This is a genomic window from Niallia laureatilytica, from assembly GCF_046613985.1.
Classification (GTDB): Bacteria; Bacillota; Bacilli; order Bacillales; family Cytobacillaceae; genus Niallia.
This window is the reverse complement of sequence record NZ_JBKKHP010000001.1, coordinates 882,309-901,393: the sequence shown is the minus strand read 5'-3', so window position 1 is coordinate 901,393 and position 19,085 is coordinate 882,309. Positions and strand designations below refer to the sequence as shown.

Below are 19,085 nucleotides of genomic sequence, written 5' to 3'. Positions count from 1 at the left end.
ATAGCATGCGTTCATATGAAAAGTCAGAGAAAGCATACAAAGAAGCAGTCGAATTAATGCCAGGCGGGGTAAACAGCCCTGTTCGTGCCTTTAAATCTGTGAAGCGGAATCCTGTGTTTATGAACTCGGGAAAAGGATCAAAAATTTACGATATTGATGGCAATGAATACATTGACTATGTTCTGTCATGGGGTCCCCTTATCTTAGGGCATGCCAATGATCAGGTAGTCGAAGGAATAAAAAAAGTTGCAGAGCAGGGGACAAGCTTTGGAGCACCAACTTTAATCGAGACTGAGCTTGCTAAGCTAGTTAAGGAAAGAGTGCCAAGCATTGAAATCATCCGCATGGTATCCTCAGGAACTGAGGCGACAATGAGTGCAATCAGGCTGGCTAGAGGCTATACTGGCCGAAATAAAATCATCAAGTTTGAGGGCTGCTACCACGGCCATGGCGACTCTCTTTTAATTAAAGCAGGTTCAGGAGTTGCAACACTAGGCTTGCCAGACAGCCCAGGCGTTCCAGAAGGAGTTGCAGCAAACACTATTACAGTAGCCTACAATGACCTAGAAAGCATTAAGTATGCCTTCGAAACCTTTGGAGATGACATCGCCGGCATCATCGTAGAGCCAGTAGCTGGTAATATGGGCGTAGTGCCTCCTAAGGATGGCTTCCTGCAAGGGCTGCGTGAAATAACAGAACAATACGGCGCATTGCTGATTTTTGATGAGGTTATGACAGGCTTCCGTGTAGACTATGGCTGTGCCCAAGGCTATTTCGGTATTACGCCTGATCTTACTTGCCTTGGCAAGGTTATTGGCGGAGGACTCCCAGTTGGCGCGTACGGCGGAAAAGCAGAAATCATGAATCAAGTTGCTCCAAGCGGACCGATTTATCAAGCAGGTACATTATCAGGTAATCCGCTGGCAATGACAGCAGGCTACGAGACATTGTCCCAATTGACGCCTGAAAGCTATAAAGATTTCATTTTAAAAGCAGATAAGCTTGAAGCAGGCCTAAAGGCTGCGGCTGAAAAATACGAGATTCCATTTACAATTAATCGTGCCGGTTCTATGATTGGCTTCTTCTTCACAAACGAAGAGGTAGTTGATTATGAAAGTGCGAAAACTTCCAATCTAGATTACTTTGCTGCATTTTATAATGAAATGCTCGAGCAAGGTGTATTCCTGCCGCCATCTCAGTTTGAAGGTTTGTTCCTATCAACTGCTTTAAGCGAGGAAGATATTGACCACACAATAAAAGCAGCAGAAATTGCTTTTTCTAAGTTGAAATAATTTATCCATAAAAATCCAAAGTGCTATTGCAGGCGCTTTGGATTTTTTTGTTTTTAAATTCATAGACTTTCTATACAAAGAAATATTCATAAAAGGGCATTTCTGTTCATAAATTGTAATTGACATAGTGATTATACGTGAAAGGAATGAAGGGAGGAGTCGCTTTGTCTCAAGAAAATTCGTCTATCTTACGGTTTTCGTTGGAAGAGTCAGTCTGGTTTCAAAAAGGACAGGAAGTAGAGGATCTGCTGTCTATTTCACTAGACCCGAATATAACCATCCAAGAAAACGATCAGTATATTACCATTCAAGGATCATTAGAATTGACAGGTGAATACAATCGAACACAGACAAATCAGCCAGAAGAAGAGGAGGTATTTAAGGCTCCTAAGTTAGTTCATTCCGTTTTGGAGAGGGAAGAAGGAGTTAATGAGTTTCTTCATCATTTCCCTGTCGACATTACGATTCCATTCTCACGCGTTCGCAGCATCGAAGATATTGAAGTTGAAATTGAAACATTTGATTATGTCTTCCCAGAAAGAAGCTGTCTGAATCTTACAGCAGAATTATCTATTGCAGGCTTAACGAATGAAGAGCAAGCCTCAGAAGAGGAAACTGAGGAGGATGAATGGACTTCCCATTATCCGGCAAGAGAAGAGAGCACAGAGGCAGAGCAGATATTTGTTCAACAGGAAAACAATCAAGAGGATGAACTAGAAGCATTAACAAGGGGCTACGAACAAAGGCAGCAGCCTGAAGAAATCGAGCTTTCTGCAGGCTCTAGCAGAGAAGATGTAAACTTTGGGGCTGAAGAGATTGAGAATGAGCCTGTGTTTAGGGACAGTGAAGAGGAATTAGAACCTGTTAAAATTGAAGTACAGCCGTTTCAAAGAATCAGTCCATTGATGGAAGAGGAAGAACGGATTTCCGCTGAGTCTGGTCTGGAGGAATATGAGCCGTTTGAATTGGAAGTCCGCAAAGCACCTTCGCAAAAGGACGATGATTGGGAAGAGGACACGACGACAGATGTACCTTTATTCGCTGAGGCTGAAGTATTAGAAGAGCCTCCAGCAGCTGTTGTTGAACCTGTTGCAGACCATAAACCTGAAGTAAAGGTTTCCTTGTTTAGATCAGAAGAGACATTCCCTGCAGAGGATGTTTTCGATAAGCCTGTTCCAGAATCTTCTGAGCAAAAGCTTGATGAATCAACAGCAGAATTCTCAGAACACGATAAGGATGAATCTGAAGAGTCCTCTTCTGAGAATGATAATGGACCGAAGAAGAAAAAAGGAATTTTCTCGAAAAAGAAATCATTGACCTTTACAGAGTTCTTCGCCCGTAAGGAAGAAGAAACACATACAAAGGTAAAGGTAGTTATTGTTCAGCAGGGAGATACGATTGAGAAGCTAAGTGAACGTTATAATGTTAATGTTCATAACCTGCTGAAGGAAAACCACCTTGAGGTCAATCAGGATGTTGTAGAAGGGCAAGTTTTATATATCCCAGGTAAAATTGCTGAAAAGTAAGTTTTGTAGGTGCACCTAAAAGGGTAAAGCGGGCCCCGAATCAACATGTAAGGAGATGTTAGTCAATCTCTTTTTCCTAATAAGAAAGTGTGGGCGCATATGAGTGAAAAAAACACGATTAAAAAATATACACCCATTTTAGAGCCATACGGAGTGGAGCCGCATTTTGTGGAGGAGTTCGGCAGAATCGTGAAAATTTATTCCAGCAAAGGCACATTTGCACTAAAAACGATTGATCCCCATAAAGGCTCTGATTTTATCCGGCACGTTCGGACATTGTACCAAAAAGGATATAACAGAATTGTGCCGATTTATCCGACAGTCGATGGCAGGTATGCAGTCTTGTATGAGCATAAGCTCTATTATTTAATGCCGTGGCTTCCGAACGAAGAGCGGGAGAATTATTTCAAGAAGCATCAGCAAATGTTCAGGGAGCTCGCAAGACTGCATGTCCTATCCTCTAAGGAAGTGAAAATTGAAAAGGAAGATCGGGAAGAGCATTATGAAAATACGCTATTGGAGCTGGAAAAGGAACAAGAATTTTTGGATGGCTATATTGAAGAGTGTGAAAACACAGAATATATGTCACCGTTCCAATGGATGTTCTGCATGTATTACCATGATGTGAGGCAAGCGCTGAAATATTCGGAAGCGAAGCTGAAGGAATGGTATGAAGAGACAAAGGATGATGAGAAGGCAAGGGTATCGATCATTCATGGGAAAATCTCGCCAGAACATTTTTTATATGACGAGAAAGGGTATGGGTATTTCACTAACTTTGAAAATGCCAAGTTTGGCTCTCCAAGCCATGACCTGCTTCCGTTTATTGCTAGGTCTCTGAAAACCACTCCGAAGCAGAATAATGATTGCTTAGAATGGATTTATACTTATTTCAATTATTATCCGCTCAAGTCGGATGAGATGCTGCTTTTTTTGAGCTATTTAGCACATCCTGGACCTGTAATCCGCATATGTGAAAAATACCATAAAAGCGATAAGAAAAAGAATGAGCGCAAATATGCGCAAAGCTTATTGAAGCAATACTGGCTGCTGAAAAATACCGAATATATTGTCATGCGTATTGACGAAATGGAGCGGGAAAAAAAAGCGCAGCAGGAAGCACAAAAAGAGACCCAAGATTCTTAACATCTTGGGTCTTAAATAATTTCCAGATAAATAGACAAAGCCAGCACGATTAAAAGAGATAAAAACAGCACATCAAAGGTTGTCGGTAAAAGCATTGTTCTGACAGCCTGAAAGATGCAAAAAGGTATAATAAAACGGGCACATGCATTGCGGACGCCTTTAAGCCATGGTGGATATGTGTAGGGATTAAACTTCTTTTTCAAGGAACACAAACCTCCTTTTTTAACCTTACTATCAATATATGGCGCGGTTAACCTGTTAAGTACTGCAAATTAACTATGCTGTGCTTTTAAGGCCAGTATGTATAAATTTTAAAAAATAAGGTTATCCTTATTGACGAAAATAACTTTTATTCGGTATTATCTATATAAATAAATAAAAAAGGCAATGACAGGGAGTAGTACAATGCCAGTTGTTTTTTAGAGAGGAAATCACATGCTGAAAGATTTCCATTCAACACATTGGAAGGTAGCCCTCGAGCTTCTTTTGCGAACGGGAAAGCTTATTAGTGAAAGACGGACAGCATCCGATATCATCTTTGAAAGAGCCAATATTTTTATATTGGAAAAAAGGTGGTACCGCGAAAAACTCCCTTCGTCCTTTTATGACGAAGGGAGTTTTTTATTTGCCAAAATGTAAGTATTGAAAAAATTCTCACAAGGAGGATAATGGGTATGGAAACAAACGAGTTATCAATGCCGACTAAATACGATCCCCAATCCATCGAAAAGGGACGCTATGACTGGTGGCTGAAAGGTAAATTTTTTGAGGCAAAGTCAGATGAGGGAAAACAGCCATATACAATCGTGATTCCGCCTCCAAACGTAACAGGGAAGCTGCATTTAGGTCATGCTTGGGATACAACTTTACAAGACATCTTAACAAGAATGAAAAGAATGCAAGGCTATGATGTTCTATGGCTGCCTGGAATGGACCATGCAGGGATTGCCACACAAGCAAAGGTGGAAGAAAAACTGCGTGCAAACAATGTCAGCAGATATGATCTAGGAAGAGAAAAGTTTGTTGAAGAGACATGGAAGTGGAAAGAAGAATATGCAAGTCATATTCGTGAACAGTGGTCAAAGCTTGGACTTGGATTAGACTATTCAAGGGAACGCTTCACTCTTGATGAAGGGCTGTCAAAAGCGGTGCGTGAAGTATTCGTTTCTCTTTATAACAAAGGTTTAATCTACCGTGGTGAATATATCATTAACTGGGACCCGGCAACAAAAACGGCTCTGTCAGATATTGAGGTAATCTACAAGGATGTACAAGGTGCATTCTATCATATGAGATATCCGCTTGCTGACGGCTCCGGCTATATTGAAGTTGCTACTACTCGTCCGGAAACGATGCTTGGTGATTCTGGTGTTGCTGTACATCCAAAGGATGAAAGATACCAGCATTTAATCGGAAAAACAGTAATTCTGCCGATCGTTGGAAGAGAAATTCCGATTGTGGCAGATGATTATGTAGAAATGGACTTCGGTTCTGGCGCTGTTAAAATGACACCAGCACATGACCCGAATGACTTTGAAGTAGGTAACCGTCATAATCTAGAACGCATCCTTGTAATGAATGAGGATGGAACGATGAATGAACGTGCCGGTAAATATGAAGGCATGGATCGTTTTGAATGCCGCAAGCAAATCGTTAAAGATCTTGAGGAGCAAGGTGTTCTGTTTAAAATTGAAGAGCATATGCATTCAGTTGGACATTCTGAGCGCAGCGGCGCAGTTGTTGAGCCATACTTGTCCACACAATGGTTCGTTAAGATGCAGCCATTAGCAGATGCAGCTGTTGCTTTGCAAAACCACGAAGAAGAGAAAGTACAATTTGTGCCGAACCGCTTCGAAAACACTTATTTACACTGGATGGAAAACATCCGCGACTGGTGTATTTCTCGTCAGCTGTGGTGGGGTCATCGCATTCCAGCTTGGTATCATAAAGAAACAGGCGAAGTGTATGTAAACCACGAGGCTCCAAGTGACATTGAAAACTGGGAGCAAGATACAGATGTTTTAGACACTTGGTTCAGCTCTGCCTTATGGCCGTTCTCTACATTGGATTGGCCTGACACAGATGCTCCTGACTTTAAGCGTTATTATCCGACAGCTGCACTTGTTACTGGCTATGACATCATTTTCTTCTGGGTTTCCCGCATGATTTTCCAAGGGCTTGAGTTCACTGGCGAAAGACCGTTTAATGATGTATTAATCCATGGACTTGTTCGTGACGAGCAAGGCAGAAAAATGAGTAAATCATTGGGTAACGGTGTTGATCCGATGGATGTTATCGCACAATATGGTGCTGATTCCCTGCGTTACTTCTTGTCAACAGGCAGCTCGCCAGGCCAAGACTTACGCTTCAGCATGGAAAAGGTAGAATCGACTTGGAATTTCGCCAACAAGATTTGGAATGCATCCCGTTTTGCTTTAATGAACATGAACGGCTTATCATATGAAGAAATTGACTTGTCTGGAGAAAAATCTTTTGCAGACAAATGGATTTTAACACGTCTTAACGAAACAATCGAAACAGTGACACGTCTGTCTGACCGCTATGAATTCGGTGAAGTAGGACGCATCCTTTACAACTTCATCTGGGATGATTTCTGTGACTGGTATATCGAGATGGCGAAGCTGCCGCTTTATGGCGAAGACGAAGCTGCTAAGCTGACAACACGTTCTATTCTTGCATATGTATTGGATAATACAATGAGATTGTTGCATCCTTTCATGCCATTTATTACAGAAGAAATCTGGCAGAACTTGCCGCATGCAGGTGAGTCTATTACAACTGCAGCATGGCCGGAGGTAAATCCAGCATTTACAGATAATAAAGCTGCTAACGATATGAAGCTGCTTGTAGAAATTATCCGTTCAGTAAGAAACAGCCGTGCGGAAGTAAATACACCAATGAGCAAGAAGATTAAAATCCTCTTGAAAGCACAAGATGATACAATCAAAGCTACATTGGAAGACAACAAAGCATATATTGAGCGTTTCTGTAATCCAGAAGAGCTGGAAATCGCAACAGATATTGCTATTCCTGATAAAGCGATGACTTCTGTTATTACAGGTGTGGAAATTATTCTGCCACTTGAAGGCCTCATCAATATGGAGGAAGAAATTGCCCGTCTTACTAAAGAGCTTGAGAAATGGACGAAAGAAGTAGACCGAGTTCAGAAGAAGCTAAGCAATCAAGGGTTTGTAAGCAAAGCACCAGAGAAAGTCATCAATGAAGAAAAAGCAAAAGAGCAAGACTATCTGCAAAAAAGAGCAACAGTAGAAGCTCGAATTAAAGAACTTAAGGGCGATGCTTAAAACCTCCCTTTTAAACTAAGACGAACCCTATCCTACATAGGGTTCGTCTTCCCTATTTAAAGATAAACCAAGAAGAGGTGGAAATTATGTTCCAGACATATGAAGAGGCATTAAAGTGGATACATGGACGGCTTAGGCTCGGAATTAAGCCTGGGCTCACTAGAATGAACATCATGATGGAGAAGCTTGGTTTTCCAGAGAAAAAGATTAAAGCTGTTCATGTGGGCGGCACAAATGGCAAAGGCTCAACGGTTGCCTATTTGCGCAATATAATGGAAAGTGCCGGGTTAACAGTTGGAACCTTTACTTCCCCATATATTGAACAATTTAATGAAAGAATCAGCATCAATGGCGTGCCGATTGCCGACGAGGAAATTAAGGAGCTTGCTAATATTCTTTATCCGATAGTTATGGAAATGGATAAAGACGAATTAGGCGGACCGACAGAATTTGAGATTATTACAGCAATGTCTCTTTATTATTTTGCATTTGTCCATCAACCAGATGTTGTTCTGTATGAAGTCGGCTTAGGTGGTCGTTTTGATTCTACTAATATCATTACACCTCTCTTATCTGTCATCACAAGTATCGGTCTTGACCATACTGCTATTTTAGGAGAAACATACAGCGAAATTGCGTTTGAAAAAGCTGGGATTATTAAAGAGAACACACCGGTAATTGCTGCAGTCAAGCAACAGGAATCAGAGGAAGTAATTGTACGCAGAGCTAAAGAGGAAAACGCTTCTTACTATTTATTAGGCAAACATTTTGTGGTGGAAGATTATCAATCGAATGAAGATGGAGAGGTTTTCACCTTTAAAACAGCAGCAACAAAATTTCTACATTTGCAGATTGGCATGCTAGGAGAGCATCAAGCAGAAAATGCTGCTCTTGCCGTTATGGCTGCATTGCTTCTTAAAGACAGCTTACACTTGAGTGAAGCAGATATCAGAACAGGATTGCTTCAAGCACGGTGGGCAGGCAGATTGGAGATTCTCTCTAAACACCCGTATGTGCTTGTAGACGGTGCACATAATCAGGAAGGTGTTGAGGCGTTAGTTGATGTCTTAGAAACAAGATACAAAGATAAGAAGAAGAGTGTTTTGTTTGCTGCATTATCTGATAAGAAAACAGATAAAATGATTGAAAAGTTAGGACAAGCAGCTTCTGACATCACTTTCACAAGCTTTGACTTTCCCCGCGCAGCAGCAGCTGAAGCGCTGTTTAGAGAAAGCAGTCATTCAAATAAACGCTTTACTGATGATTGGAAAAAATTAATTACAGAAAAACTCGAAAGACTTCATGAAGATGAGCTGCTGGTCATCACTGGCTCCTTGTATTTCTTGTCAAATGTGCTTGCCTTTTGGAAAGAACGAAATTTAGGAGGAAAGTAACAGAATTTTTTACAAATTTTTATATATTTTTGCAATAAAAAAATATAGTATAATACTAATAGGTAAAAAGTTTGAAATTTCGTAATATGAAATAATAGCCTGTTAAAGGCCAAATAGGCAATGCATCTTTTTAGAAAAGAAATTAGGTGGAGCATTTGGTTAAATCATCTACTAAAAAAATAATATGGGCAATTTGGATAGTGCTTATCCCTATTGGCTTATTGCTGACATATCACTTCTATCCACCAGACATTACGGGGGAATATGGTGATGTCCTTGCGTTTTTAATATTTATGGCAATCGTTGCAAGCATGCCAATGATGATTAATGGAACTCCTGTTTTCTTCCTGCAGTGGGCAACGATCTCTGTTTTCTTGATATTTGGTTTATTTATCGAGACAGTGCTTGTGCAAATAGCATTGTTCACCTTAATGCTGCAGATGCGTCTCGATAAAAAATCATTATTCCGGCTGCCGATGAATTCAGCAATGTTCTTTCTCGTTTCTGTATTGAGCGGAATTATATACTACAGTCTTGGCGGAAGCCATGGAGCGGACCTTCTGTTCCACTTTGACTCTTTTATGCTCATTCTTTTTTATCCTTTTATTTATTTTGTTCTGAATGCGCTTTTCATTTTTTGCATTGACCGTCTAGTATATAAAAGAAAAGTAAATTTTCTCACGAAGGATGTTTTGTGGGAGTTTTTCACTACGCTTATTACATATCCTGTCGGCTTCGCGCTGTATATTATGTACTTGGATATTGGGTTAATGGCTCTCGTTTTGATAGGAATTCCTTTCATCTGTCTGTCTGTTGTATTGAGACTGTATCATTCAAGCCAATCAATCAATGACTATTTGAAAAAAATTGCCGAAATTGGACATCAGCTGTCACAAGCCTTATTTGTAAAGGAAACAATCAATTTGTTTATCGACAGCATATTTGAATTGATGAAGGTTGATGTTGTGTATGTGGATCAAGTAAACAGCAAAAATGAGCTAGAGTCGATTGCCAGGGTAGAGAAGCAGAAGAAGCTCCCGATTTTTTCCGATGTACTGAAGGAAAATGAGGGAATTATTGGCCGAGTACTTGCCGCAAAAAAACCAGCTGTCTATCATAGGCGCAAAGATTGGGAAGAGCTTAACAAAGGCTTTATGCCCGATTATATTGAAAGTGTGCTGTGCATGCCAATCATCAAAAACAATGGTGTGATAGGTATCTTGCTGCTAGGAAGCGTGCAAAAAAAGGCATTCGCGCATACAAAGCTGATGATATTGGATCTGTTATGCACCCAGTTTGCAGTTGCTCTTGATAATGCGCGATACTTTGAAAAAACGAAAGAAAAGAGTGAGCGCTGTGCGCTGACAAAGCTATACAATTACCGTTATTTCGAAAAGCACTTAACAGCAAAATTTACAGAGATGAACAATAATGTTATTAACAATTTAACTGTCATTATGCTTGATATTGACCATTTTAAGTCAATTAATGATACGTATGGTCATCAAGCAGGAAATGAAATATTAACAGAGTTTGCAGACAGAGTCTCAAAGCTTATCGATAAACACGGAGTGGTAGCGAGATACGGGGGAGAAGAGTTTGTGATTCTCCTTGAAAATACGGAAATCGAGGAAGCACAGGAGCTTGCAGAATTTTTAAGAAAAATGATTGAAACCCGGCCGTTTTTCATCAAACAAAATATAGATGAAAAACAAAAAGAATTGCAGGTAAGCATCACAGCATCACTGGGACTTGCATGTGCTCCTGAACAAGCTGATGAAGCAATGGCGCTGATAAGGCATGCTGACAGAGCCCTGTATGTTGGGGCGAAGCGGGCAGGCAGGAATCGCGTCGCTTGTTATATGAAATAGCTCATAAAGTGCAAAGGAACTTCTATTGATTTAGCAGTTTCTTTTTTTTTTGCAAAGATTTAGTAACACGAGAAACAGGCTGAAAAAATAGGGGGAAAGGACGATAACACAAGAGGCTAGAGCGTAATATATTCCCAGCAGAAAAGACTATCCTAGTTCAAAAGTCCTTGATATAATGAAGATATTATACTAGTTTAACAGTAGTAAGAACGGAGTGGGGAAATGAGGAGAGCGTTACGTTTCAGTAAGTTTATTATATTGTCAATACTGTCATTGCTGTTGATACCCTTCCAAGCAAATGCGGCTGCATCAGCGCCGACAGTTAATTTTACAGTGACACCATCTCAAAGTGTTATCGTTAAACCGGCAAACAGTTCGGCACAGGGAAGTTTAGATATTCGTTTAACTCCTGAGGGGAAGGCAACAAATGCAAATCGTTCTCCAATAGATGTTGCATTTGTTTTTGATAAATCAGGCTCCATGGATGAGCTAGGCAAAAGCCCGTATAAGTTTTTGAGTGCAAAAAATGCCATGGCTGAAGCGGCGGCTTTCTTTAGCCAAGATCCTAATAAAAATGACAGGTTTTCTCTTATTCCTTTTTCTACAGATGTGGAAACAGATAAGGTTGTAAGTTTTCCGGTTGTGTCCACGCCAACGACAGATAATGTGAGAACAAACCTGCAGACTATTAACAACCGAGTGAAGGAGCTTTCTGCCGTTGGCGGAACAAACTATACACAATCCTTCCAAAAAGCAAGGAGCATGTTAACAACTGGAACAAGCCAAGCGAGGAAGTATATCATCTTTATGACAGATGGAGAGCCGACATCTTCTAAAAACGTAGAGACATTTACTGATAGAGTTTGTCAATCTAAGTACTTCTGCTATGACAAAAAAGTGCAGGATACAGTAACATACACTGTTTATACAAATAATACAGCGACTGCTGTCCGTTCTAATGGGACAGTTGTTTCCAACAGCTTAAAAACAGTGCAAACAGCCATTAAATCATATGTTGATGAAGAGGTCGACGAACTTGCTGCCAATAACATTAAGCTGTATTCCGTCGGCTTTGGGACAAATAGTGAAGTAGATATGAGCTATTTAAGTAAGTTATCAGAGAAGACTGGTGTGACAGCACAGCAGGCTTCAACAGATACTATTGCGAAAATATTTGAAGATATATCACAGAAGGTATCCACACCAACTATCACGGCTACTGTTAAAATTAATATTGCTAAGTTTGGGGATACTGTTAAACTTGCAGACAATGCCAATGCTACATTGGATTCTTCAGGAAATATAATCATTAAAAAGGACATATTGTTCCCAATCAATCAAAATGTTACGACTCCGATTGATGTGTCACTGCCTTTGACATTCAGTCAAAAAGGGACATATAATTTTGATAATATTAAGCTTGAATATACCGATCTAGATGGAAAGCTTCAGGAGAAATCAACCTCTGCAACGATTGTTGTTAAAGATGATGCACCTGCCGGCTTCCAGTCCTCTATGACATTGTCAAAAGTAGTGAATGACTTAAATAATTTAGTCAAAACTAGCAATTCGAATGACAGAACAAATTATTTTAATGTCAATTATTCTTTAAAGCCTATTAATTTAGTGAACAGCACTGTCAGCGGCAAATTACAGAATTTAGTTATTGAACAGCCATTGCCAGCTGGGATTACGGTTATTCCTAAGGATAATGTGAAGGTAGAGTCAAGGAATGGTAAAAACTATGCAGTGATGTCATTAAGTGATGTGGCAAACTACGCAAAAGGCAGCTTTACGCCCTCAGAAATTACGGCTTCCTTGCCGCTGAAAGTAGATTGGGCGGTCACTAATATGACGATGCCAATCGCCAATTTATATTTTACAGATTCTCGTTTTTCATACAGCAGTCAAACAACGATTCCAGCATCATCGCAAATGATTAATATGAAGGTACAGTTAAAAGAAAACACAGCGAATGTATACACAGGTGATGCTGCAGGAACGATTGAAAAGAGAGATCAGGCAACAAATACGAAAATAGCAAGCACTGCTGATTTCAAGGAAGATTATGGACTTGAAAATAAGCCTGTGAAAGATATGGTTTTTAAAGAAGGGACGAATAATCAGGCAATAGAAATCACGTATAATGATGACAGTAAAGCCTATCTGTATTTCACGCCAGATTATGATTTGACCGGAAAGTCTACAGGCGATAAATATGGAAGTGGCGAAACAGCATCAGAAACGGTAGAGGCAAGGCTTGTCCAGAAAGTTGCAGGAGATGATGTTGTCTACTCCTATAAAGTGGACAATGGCAAGGAGACAACAGGTTGGATTAAATTTAATCCAACTGAAGCAATCATAATAGACAAGACAGGCAAGAATACGATTCACGTTAAGGCTGAAGGTGGTTTTGCTAACAGCCAGGAAATCACAAAGACAATTACAATACAAGATAAAGTACAATCTATTTCGGTTGCTCCTAACCCTATAAATATTATCGTAGGAAGCACGACTGACTTCACTGTTACCTTTAACCCGGAAAATGCCACAAACAAAGACTTGGATATTAAACTAGCTGACATATCAATAGCTAATATCCTTGATGGAAAGTACAGCATTTACGGAAATAAGGCAGGGGAAACAGAGCTGATTGTGAAGACAAAAGACGGTTCTAATCTTGAGGTAAGAATTCCGGTGACAGTTACGGACCCGTATATTGCCCTTGATGAAATTAAATTCACGAAACCAGCCTACCAAGTGGAGGTTGGGGAAGAGCTGCCAGTAACAGATAACTTAATCTTCAACCCAAGCAACGCAACAGACAAAGATATTATTAGTGTTGTAGCAGATCAGCCAGATAAAGTAGAAGTCATTCATAAAGATGGCGAATACTACTTGAAAGGGAAAGAAGTCGGTTATTCAAATGTGACAGCAACTGCAGAAGAACAAAGAGATAGCACAAGTCCAAGTGCATCCACCTTGATTGAAGTTGTGGAGGATACTAGTACAGACGATGGTGATAACGGCGGTTCTGGAAACAGCACGGACGGTAAATGGTAATAAGGAAGGGATGCTAAATGTAAGCATCCCTTTTTTTGTAGAATTAAAAAGGGTGCCAGATAGGGCACCCTTGAATGGTTATTGAATAACAAAATCATCAGGAATAATCTGCAAGCGGTCAACTATCGGCAATGCATCTATTCCTTGCAATAATACGTCTTGGTCATAATCAACAATGAATCTGGACATGTAACCTTCTGTTGACCCAGGAACATTTTCGATTGCTTTAAATGAGCGGTTCGCTCTGATCGCATTGATTTCAAGAGAACCTCTGGCAAATATGCCTCCTTTAATATAAAACAACGAACCTACTCCATATAATTCTGCATCCCTTTCTGTATAGAAAAATGCTTGTAATGGCTTGATATTCATTTCCTCGATTGGCAAGTACGGATAGCTCGGCTCATTCATGTCAGCATAATTGTTAAATTCATTCATCCTTGTAATCGTAAGCCTGTCTTTTGAAAGCAGTATCAGCTGCCCTTCCGTTGCGTTACCTAAAGTATTTGTGTATGGCAGGCCAATAATATTAACGTTGGAGATAAAGCTGTCTGCATTCGAATAAACAACAGAATTAAAGCGCACAATGTCATTTTCTTGTTCAGATTCCCCTGTTTCATCGCCCTTGACTGTAAAAGAACCAAGACTGATAATATTACTGTTTAAATCCATTTCTGTATTAAGGGGGCGAATGCTGAGTGTTGTTCCTGAGAAGATATCGCCATTCAGCTTCACTCCGTTTGCTGTGTTAACCGTTTTGTCAGCGCTGGACTCTATTACGATTTTTCCGGCAGCCACCATGTCTTGCGCAACTGTGACATTGCCGTCAAAGTTAATAAGATGAAGATTGCCCGCTGTCTTGACAGCTTGAAGGGATATATCCTTATTGCTGACAACATATAAATCACCATTAACGATAAGATCTTTGTTAAATGTAATTGGATAGTTGCTGCTGTTTATAACAACATCTCCATTAACTTGTACTGTATTATTAAATTGAATTGGACCAGTTTTACTGTCAATCGTGAAACCGCCCTCCAGCTCCTCAAGGGAGTCTCCTAGCACAGATTGAGGGACTTGCTGTGTTTCTGTCTTTGCAATCTCACTTTCGGTAACATTTGTAGTCACCTTAGAGCTTATTTCCTGCTTTAATACACTTGGAAGATACTTTATATCCTCTGTTGTTGAAACAGTTGCTGTTAAGTTGTTATTTCCAAGGATTGTGTTAATTCGGTCTCTGAGTGTTTTATCAAACTCAATATTGATAAATTGACTATCATGCTTAAGATCAGGTACATCTTCCTGATAGAAATTGCTTTCCTTCAGTAGCGGAAGTATATGCGCTCCTGTGCTGTAGAAGTCACCATTAACTGATGGCGGGAGAGAATGTATTGTTCTTGCGCCTCCTTGCCGGTCTTGATATTTTGCATCATCTGATATCGTCAGATAATTAGCAAAGGCATTTCCGTTAATATTAGAAGAACCATTCAAGAAAAGTCCGCCTTTATCATCTTCTGAAGCTGACCCTGCAGCATACTTAAGGAAGCTTGGAAGTGGGGACAGAATGATCTTTTTCTTCAACGTACGCGTGACATCTCCCTCATTTTCATTCGGGTTGTTCGTTACAAGCACAATCTCCAGCACTCTTGTGTAATCATCATCTCTGTTAATGGAATAAGAGCTTGTATTTTCCAACGTTGCAGCCTCACATTGGTTTTGTGCCGAAGTAGGCTGGATAGGTAGAATGTCGTTGGTATTGCTTAAGTCTTGTATGCTTAAACATTTAATAGAGTCATCGTAATTGGTATTTTCAAGGATATGGTCAAGACTGGGAACGAGCACTCTATTTTGCAGATTTCCTTCAAATGATGCATTTACTCGGTAAGTGCCATCTGTTCTTTTCACCATATCTAAATTTAATGTATTCAGCCTTGCCGCAATTTCAGATGTAATTTCCTCGAGCACCTTTTTGCTCTCAAACGTTACGGTGATGTCCGATTCCCTTGTTTCCACTCGTTTTGCTCCACTGATGGAAGATGCCACAATGGCAAGACCAATCGTCGTGAATACAATCGACACTAAAAGGACTGTAAGGAGGGCATTTCCTTGTTCATTCAGTTTCTTCATATAATACTCCTTAAAAGCCAAATCGACTTTCTAATGTTAGTGGCCGTTCTATTCTGGCATTTTGAATGGTGAAATCCACTGCAATAATGCCGTGTAAACATTTGTTGTTATCATTTCTATCGGTATCACTGCACATTAAATTAATAGTGGATGCACTGTAATCGCCGTTTCCTTCCAGTGTATTTCCATCAATGGAAACAGACTGAATTTCTTTGCCACCTACTGTTTTTTCTACAAATTCAATCGATCGTGTTTCTGTGTTCTCTTCATCAATTTCTTCTTTACTGTAGGAGTAAAAGGTTGAATTCTCTTTTTCATTTTCGTTAATAGCTGTCTGCTCTGAATTAACAAGGACGATTTTGTCGCCATCTTGTGTGACATAATCAAACGGAATGCTGTTAAAGGAATTCATCATCACAGACACCGCATAATCAGCATCATCACGGAGCTGCCCTTCTACTTGTATCTTATTGTACAGATTAATACCTGTATGAAAGACACCATATATAACAGGCAGCACGATAGCTGTTATCGCAAGCACTGCAAGAACCTCAACCAAGGTCAGTCCTTTTTCATCTAAGATCTTCACTTTTAATTGCCCCTTCCATTGAAGTTGTGTAGTCATGCTGCTTCACCGTCCAAGCCACTTCAACAGTTAAGGGAATGAAATAAGCTGTATTGTTTTCATCCAGCGAAGGAACAATAGTAACATTGTAGGCTACATTATTTATGGTGATTAGCTCACAGCCCTGTACCTCATCATTCCAAAATACTTGATAGGAATTATCACAAATTCTTAATGTACCTTCTGTGGCCGGATTTTTTTCCAGCCTGTCTCTTAGCGCAATAAACGAGTTATTGCCTGAAGACTGTTCCATATACGTTAAAGCGTTTCTAGCAACATTAATGGCAGCAGTCTTTTTTTGGTTCGAGTTTGTAAAAGAATAAGCTTGATTAAAAAAGTTCATTATACCTAATAAAATTAGACTGAGTATAGTAAGGGAAACGAGAACCTCAATCAAAGTTAAGCCTTTATTACTAGATAGAACTTTAAAAAATTTCATATATTCCCCTGCTTTCAAAATTACTAATCTTATTATACAATATTTATTAGTCGTAAATTGACTAAAAAAGTCGAAAAAGAGTGCTAAAGTATTGGAAAAATAGAAAAAAATGTCGTTTTTTTAGGAAATTAGATATCGTTATAAGGAGGTGTACCATGATATCGTATGTTCTAGCTCTTTTCTCCCTAATTTTGATTGTGCCAATTGTGTATTTTCTCCCATTAGGGTTTACGAAAAAGGGCAAATGGTGGATTATTGGTGCTGCACTGCTCACATCTGTATGCGGGTTATTGACACAGCGATTGTTTGCATGGTGGCAAACAGTGCTTTTAATGCTTTTATTTTTAATTATATTTACTTATATCTTCATTAAAAAATCCCCAGAAATGATGTTTGAAGCAGAGGAAGAAATGGATGAAGAAGATTATGACTGGGAAATGGCTACAGCTCAGCAGGTGACACAGCGAAATAGCACATGGGATATCAAAAGCGAAAAGCTGCCTGCAGCAGCTGAAGTAAAAGAAGTCGAGCCAGTTTTAACAGCTGAAAAAGCAAATGATGAGGAAGATATTATTATTCCGGCAGTTTCTGTCGAGGAAGAATTTATGAAAAGTGATTTTTCTGCGAAAGAAGATGTTAACAATTCAGCTGTTGCGGACGAAATAATCATAGGGGAATTAGAGGATGCAGAGGAAATTCCAGCAATGGAAGTTCTCACATCGCCAACTGAAAATGCGGTAGCAGAACATTCAGCAGAAAGCTTTTCTTATATGGAGGAGCTGGAAATGCTGATGAACTCTGATGAAAATGAAACACAGCAAGAAAATAAGCAGAGCAAAACAGCAGCCGAGTTTGCTGATTTTGATATGTCTTTACTAGAAGATTTAGATCAAGCAGCGGCAAGTATAGAGGATGACCAAGATGCCGTAACACCGGCTGCTAATGATGAGAGCTTAAAAGAACAAGAAGTGGATGATTTTGTTATAAACCCTGACTTGTTGGAACGAGAAGAAGTCGACACTGTAGCAGAAGATTTGCTGCCAGACATTCTAGCCCATAAAGAACCGTTATTAGAACTAAGCACAGAAAAAATCAGCGAAGAAGAAAATATTAAAGAAGAAAGTATGGAAGAAGTCGACGTCATAGAAGACGAAGTGACAGTTAAAGACAATAGAGTGGCGCATCAGGTTATCAATAATACGTTAATGCAGCTTGACCTGATGAAGAACAGCCTCAGCAGAGAGGAATATGAAGTAATCCTGCTGAAATGCCTAACAGAGACATTGCCATTACATGAATACTTTGCTCTGTCTAATTTACTGATCGAGCATTATGTTCAGCATAACGAAAGTTCCAAGCTGCGGTCATTGTTTGTTCAATTGCAAACTAAATACCAACATGAACCAATCATCTTAGAACAGCTAAGCTTCATGGAGAAGAATTACTTAAATAATTAAATATGTGAATAAGGTGAGGATATTTTATGAAAAACAGTACACAAATTAAAGGATTGCCAATCATTAGCATTTCAAACGGACAGCAGGAAGGAAAGGTTCAATCACTTATTATTAACCCAGAAAAGGGTACGGTAGATTTCTTGACAATCGAACAAGAAGAATGGCAGGACAACAATTTTGCTATTCCGTTTAAAAAAGTGGTCGGTGTCGGCGAGTATGCAGTAACGATTGAAAATGCCCATGCCATCATGGATTTGAACGAAATTCCGATTGCCAGTGAATTAGTAAATAAAAAAATCGGTCTTATCGATGCAAATGTTATTACTAGAAAAGGGGAACTTATCGGCAAAGTTTCCGAATTTGTCGTTGATGACGAAAATGGCGGTGCAATCACGGCACTTCAAGCTAATGTGAAAAACAAAGAAGTGCTGATTGATGCCGAATTTGTGTTGACTTACGGAAAAGACATCATTGTTGTTAAAGAAGAAACAGCTGCCAGCCTTAGAGAGCTTGGTGCAAAAGAAGAAGCTTCAGCACTAGATACAGCTGAGGAGACGGAAGAATTATTAGAAGAGCTGTCTGCTCCTGCCATTAATCACGCAGAGGAAGCAGAACGCCTGCAAGCATTAAAAGAAAAGCAAGTAGAATTATTGCTGAATAAAAAAGTAGTTAATGATATATACACAAATGAAGGTCAACTACTGCTGACAAAAGGAACTGTTCTGACATTAGCGGATATTGAAAATGCCCAGCTAGCAGGACCAAGTGTAGTAATTGACCTTTCAATGAATGTGGAAGCTTAATAACAAAGGAGCAAAC

13 protein-coding genes and 1 other annotated feature are annotated in these 19,085 nt (G+C 39.6%); of the genes, 9 read left to right on the top strand and 4 right to left on the bottom strand.

What is annotated here, in order from left to right; genetic code table 11:
- Positions 1 to 5: 5 nt before the first annotated feature.
- From hemL to ysxE, 3 genes are all read left to right on the top strand, one after another.
- A complete protein-coding gene (gene hemL / locus ACLIJJ_RS04595; RefSeq protein ID WP_233318344.1) occupies positions 6 to 1,292 on the top strand; it encodes a glutamate-1-semialdehyde 2,1-aminomutase in 1,287 nt (428 codons plus the stop codon).
- A 164-nt stretch (positions 1,293 to 1,456) separates the two neighbouring features.
- Positions 1,457 to 2,818 carry a stage VI sporulation protein D gene (spoVID, locus tag ACLIJJ_RS04590; protein ID WP_233318346.1) on the top strand — a complete coding sequence of 454 codons (1,362 nt, stop codon included), beginning with the start codon at positions 1,457 to 1,459 and terminating at the stop codon, positions 2,816 to 2,818.
- 99 nt (positions 2,819 to 2,917) lie between these two features.
- Positions 2,918 to 3,964: a spore coat protein YsxE gene (gene ysxE, locus ACLIJJ_RS04585; protein ID WP_411410593.1), complete on the top strand. Its 1,047-nt coding sequence runs from the start codon at positions 2,918 to 2,920 to the stop codon at positions 3,962 to 3,964.
- Between the two features lie 11 nt (positions 3,965 to 3,975).
- Here ysxE and ACLIJJ_RS04580 read toward each other — a convergent pair whose 3' ends face one another.
- Positions 3,976 to 4,167, bottom strand: coding sequence for a hypothetical protein (locus tag ACLIJJ_RS04580; RefSeq protein ID WP_233318357.1), 192 nt, complete (start codon positions 4,165 to 4,167; stop codon positions 3,976 to 3,978).
- Positions 4,168 to 4,342: 175 nt separating this feature from the next.
- Positions 4,343 to 4,569, top strand: a binding site (T-box leader).
- Between the two features lie 69 nt (positions 4,570 to 4,638).
- Here ACLIJJ_RS04580 and ACLIJJ_RS04575 point away from each other — a divergent pair.
- From ACLIJJ_RS04575 to ACLIJJ_RS04560, 4 genes are all read left to right on the top strand, one after another.
- Positions 4,639 to 7,290 (top strand): valine--tRNA ligase, encoded by a 2,652-nt coding sequence (locus tag ACLIJJ_RS04575; RefSeq protein ID WP_411410592.1) that lies wholly within the window; start codon positions 4,639 to 4,641, stop codon positions 7,288 to 7,290.
- Positions 7,291 to 7,376: 86 nt separating this feature from the next.
- Positions 7,377 to 8,684, top strand: coding sequence for a bifunctional folylpolyglutamate synthase/dihydrofolate synthase (locus ACLIJJ_RS04570; protein ID WP_237941768.1), 1,308 nt, complete (start codon positions 7,377 to 7,379; stop codon positions 8,682 to 8,684).
- 155 nt (positions 8,685 to 8,839) lie between these two features.
- The gene (locus tag ACLIJJ_RS04565; RefSeq protein WP_237941767.1) at positions 8,840 to 10,555 is read left to right on the top strand and encodes a sensor domain-containing diguanylate cyclase; all 1,716 of its coding nucleotides are present in this window, start codon (positions 8,840 to 8,842) and stop codon (positions 10,553 to 10,555) included.
- A 258-nt stretch (positions 10,556 to 10,813) separates the two neighbouring features.
- Positions 10,814 to 13,618 (top strand): vWA domain-containing protein, encoded by a 2,805-nt coding sequence (locus ACLIJJ_RS04560; protein ID WP_411410591.1) that lies wholly within the window; start codon positions 10,814 to 10,816, stop codon positions 13,616 to 13,618.
- Between the two features lie 78 nt (positions 13,619 to 13,696).
- Here the strand turns inward: ACLIJJ_RS04560 and ACLIJJ_RS04555 are convergent, their stop codons facing one another.
- From ACLIJJ_RS04555 to ACLIJJ_RS04545, 3 genes are read right to left on the bottom strand one after another with little or no spacing between them, the layout of a single operon-like run.
- Positions 13,697 to 15,745: a hypothetical protein gene (locus tag ACLIJJ_RS04555; protein WP_411410590.1), complete on the bottom strand. Its 2,049-nt coding sequence runs from the start codon at positions 15,743 to 15,745 to the stop codon at positions 13,697 to 13,699.
- 10 nt (positions 15,746 to 15,755) lie between these two features.
- A complete protein-coding gene (locus ACLIJJ_RS04550; RefSeq protein WP_233318376.1) occupies positions 15,756 to 16,334 on the bottom strand; it encodes a prepilin-type N-terminal cleavage/methylation domain-containing protein in 579 nt (192 codons plus the stop codon).
- A complete protein-coding gene (locus tag ACLIJJ_RS04545; protein ID WP_411410589.1) occupies positions 16,318 to 16,809 on the bottom strand; it encodes a type IV pilus modification PilV family protein in 492 nt (163 codons plus the stop codon). Before ACLIJJ_RS04545 ends, ACLIJJ_RS04550 begins: the two co-directional genes overlap by 17 nt.
- Before the next feature lie 155 nt (positions 16,810 to 16,964).
- Between ACLIJJ_RS04545 and ACLIJJ_RS04540 the strand changes: the two genes are divergently transcribed.
- The gene (locus ACLIJJ_RS04540; RefSeq protein WP_411410588.1) at positions 16,965 to 18,266 is read left to right on the top strand and encodes a hypothetical protein; all 1,302 of its coding nucleotides are present in this window, start codon (positions 16,965 to 16,967) and stop codon (positions 18,264 to 18,266) included.
- 26 nt (positions 18,267 to 18,292) lie between these two features.
- Positions 18,293 to 19,069, top strand: a complete 777-nt coding sequence (locus ACLIJJ_RS04535) for a PRC-barrel domain-containing protein (RefSeq protein WP_237941762.1) — start codon at positions 18,293 to 18,295, stop codon at positions 19,067 to 19,069.
- Positions 19,070 to 19,085 lie beyond the last annotated feature (16 nt).

Coding starts and splice junctions, on each gene's coding strand:
- ACLIJJ_RS04570 (WP_237941768.1), top strand. CDS start 7,377: ATGTTCCAGACATATGAAGAGGCATTAAAGTGGATACATGGACGGCTT.
- ACLIJJ_RS04555 (WP_411410590.1), bottom strand. CDS start 15,745: ATGAAGAAACTGAATGAACAAGGAAATGCCCTCCTTACAGTCCTTTTA.
- ACLIJJ_RS04575 (WP_411410592.1), top strand. CDS start 4,639: ATGGAAACAAACGAGTTATCAATGCCGACTAAATACGATCCCCAATCC.
- ACLIJJ_RS04535 (WP_237941762.1), top strand. CDS start 18,293: ATGAAAAACAGTACACAAATTAAAGGATTGCCAATCATTAGCATTTCA.
- ysxE (WP_411410593.1), top strand. CDS start 2,918: ATGAGTGAAAAAAACACGATTAAAAAATATACACCCATTTTAGAGCCA.
- ACLIJJ_RS04540 (WP_411410588.1), top strand. CDS start 16,965: ATGATATCGTATGTTCTAGCTCTTTTCTCCCTAATTTTGATTGTGCCA.
- hemL (WP_233318344.1), top strand. CDS start 6: ATGCGTTCATATGAAAAGTCAGAGAAAGCATACAAAGAAGCAGTCGAA.
- ACLIJJ_RS04545 (WP_411410589.1), bottom strand. CDS start 16,809: ATGAAATTTTTTAAAGTTCTATCTAGTAATAAAGGCTTAACTTTGATT.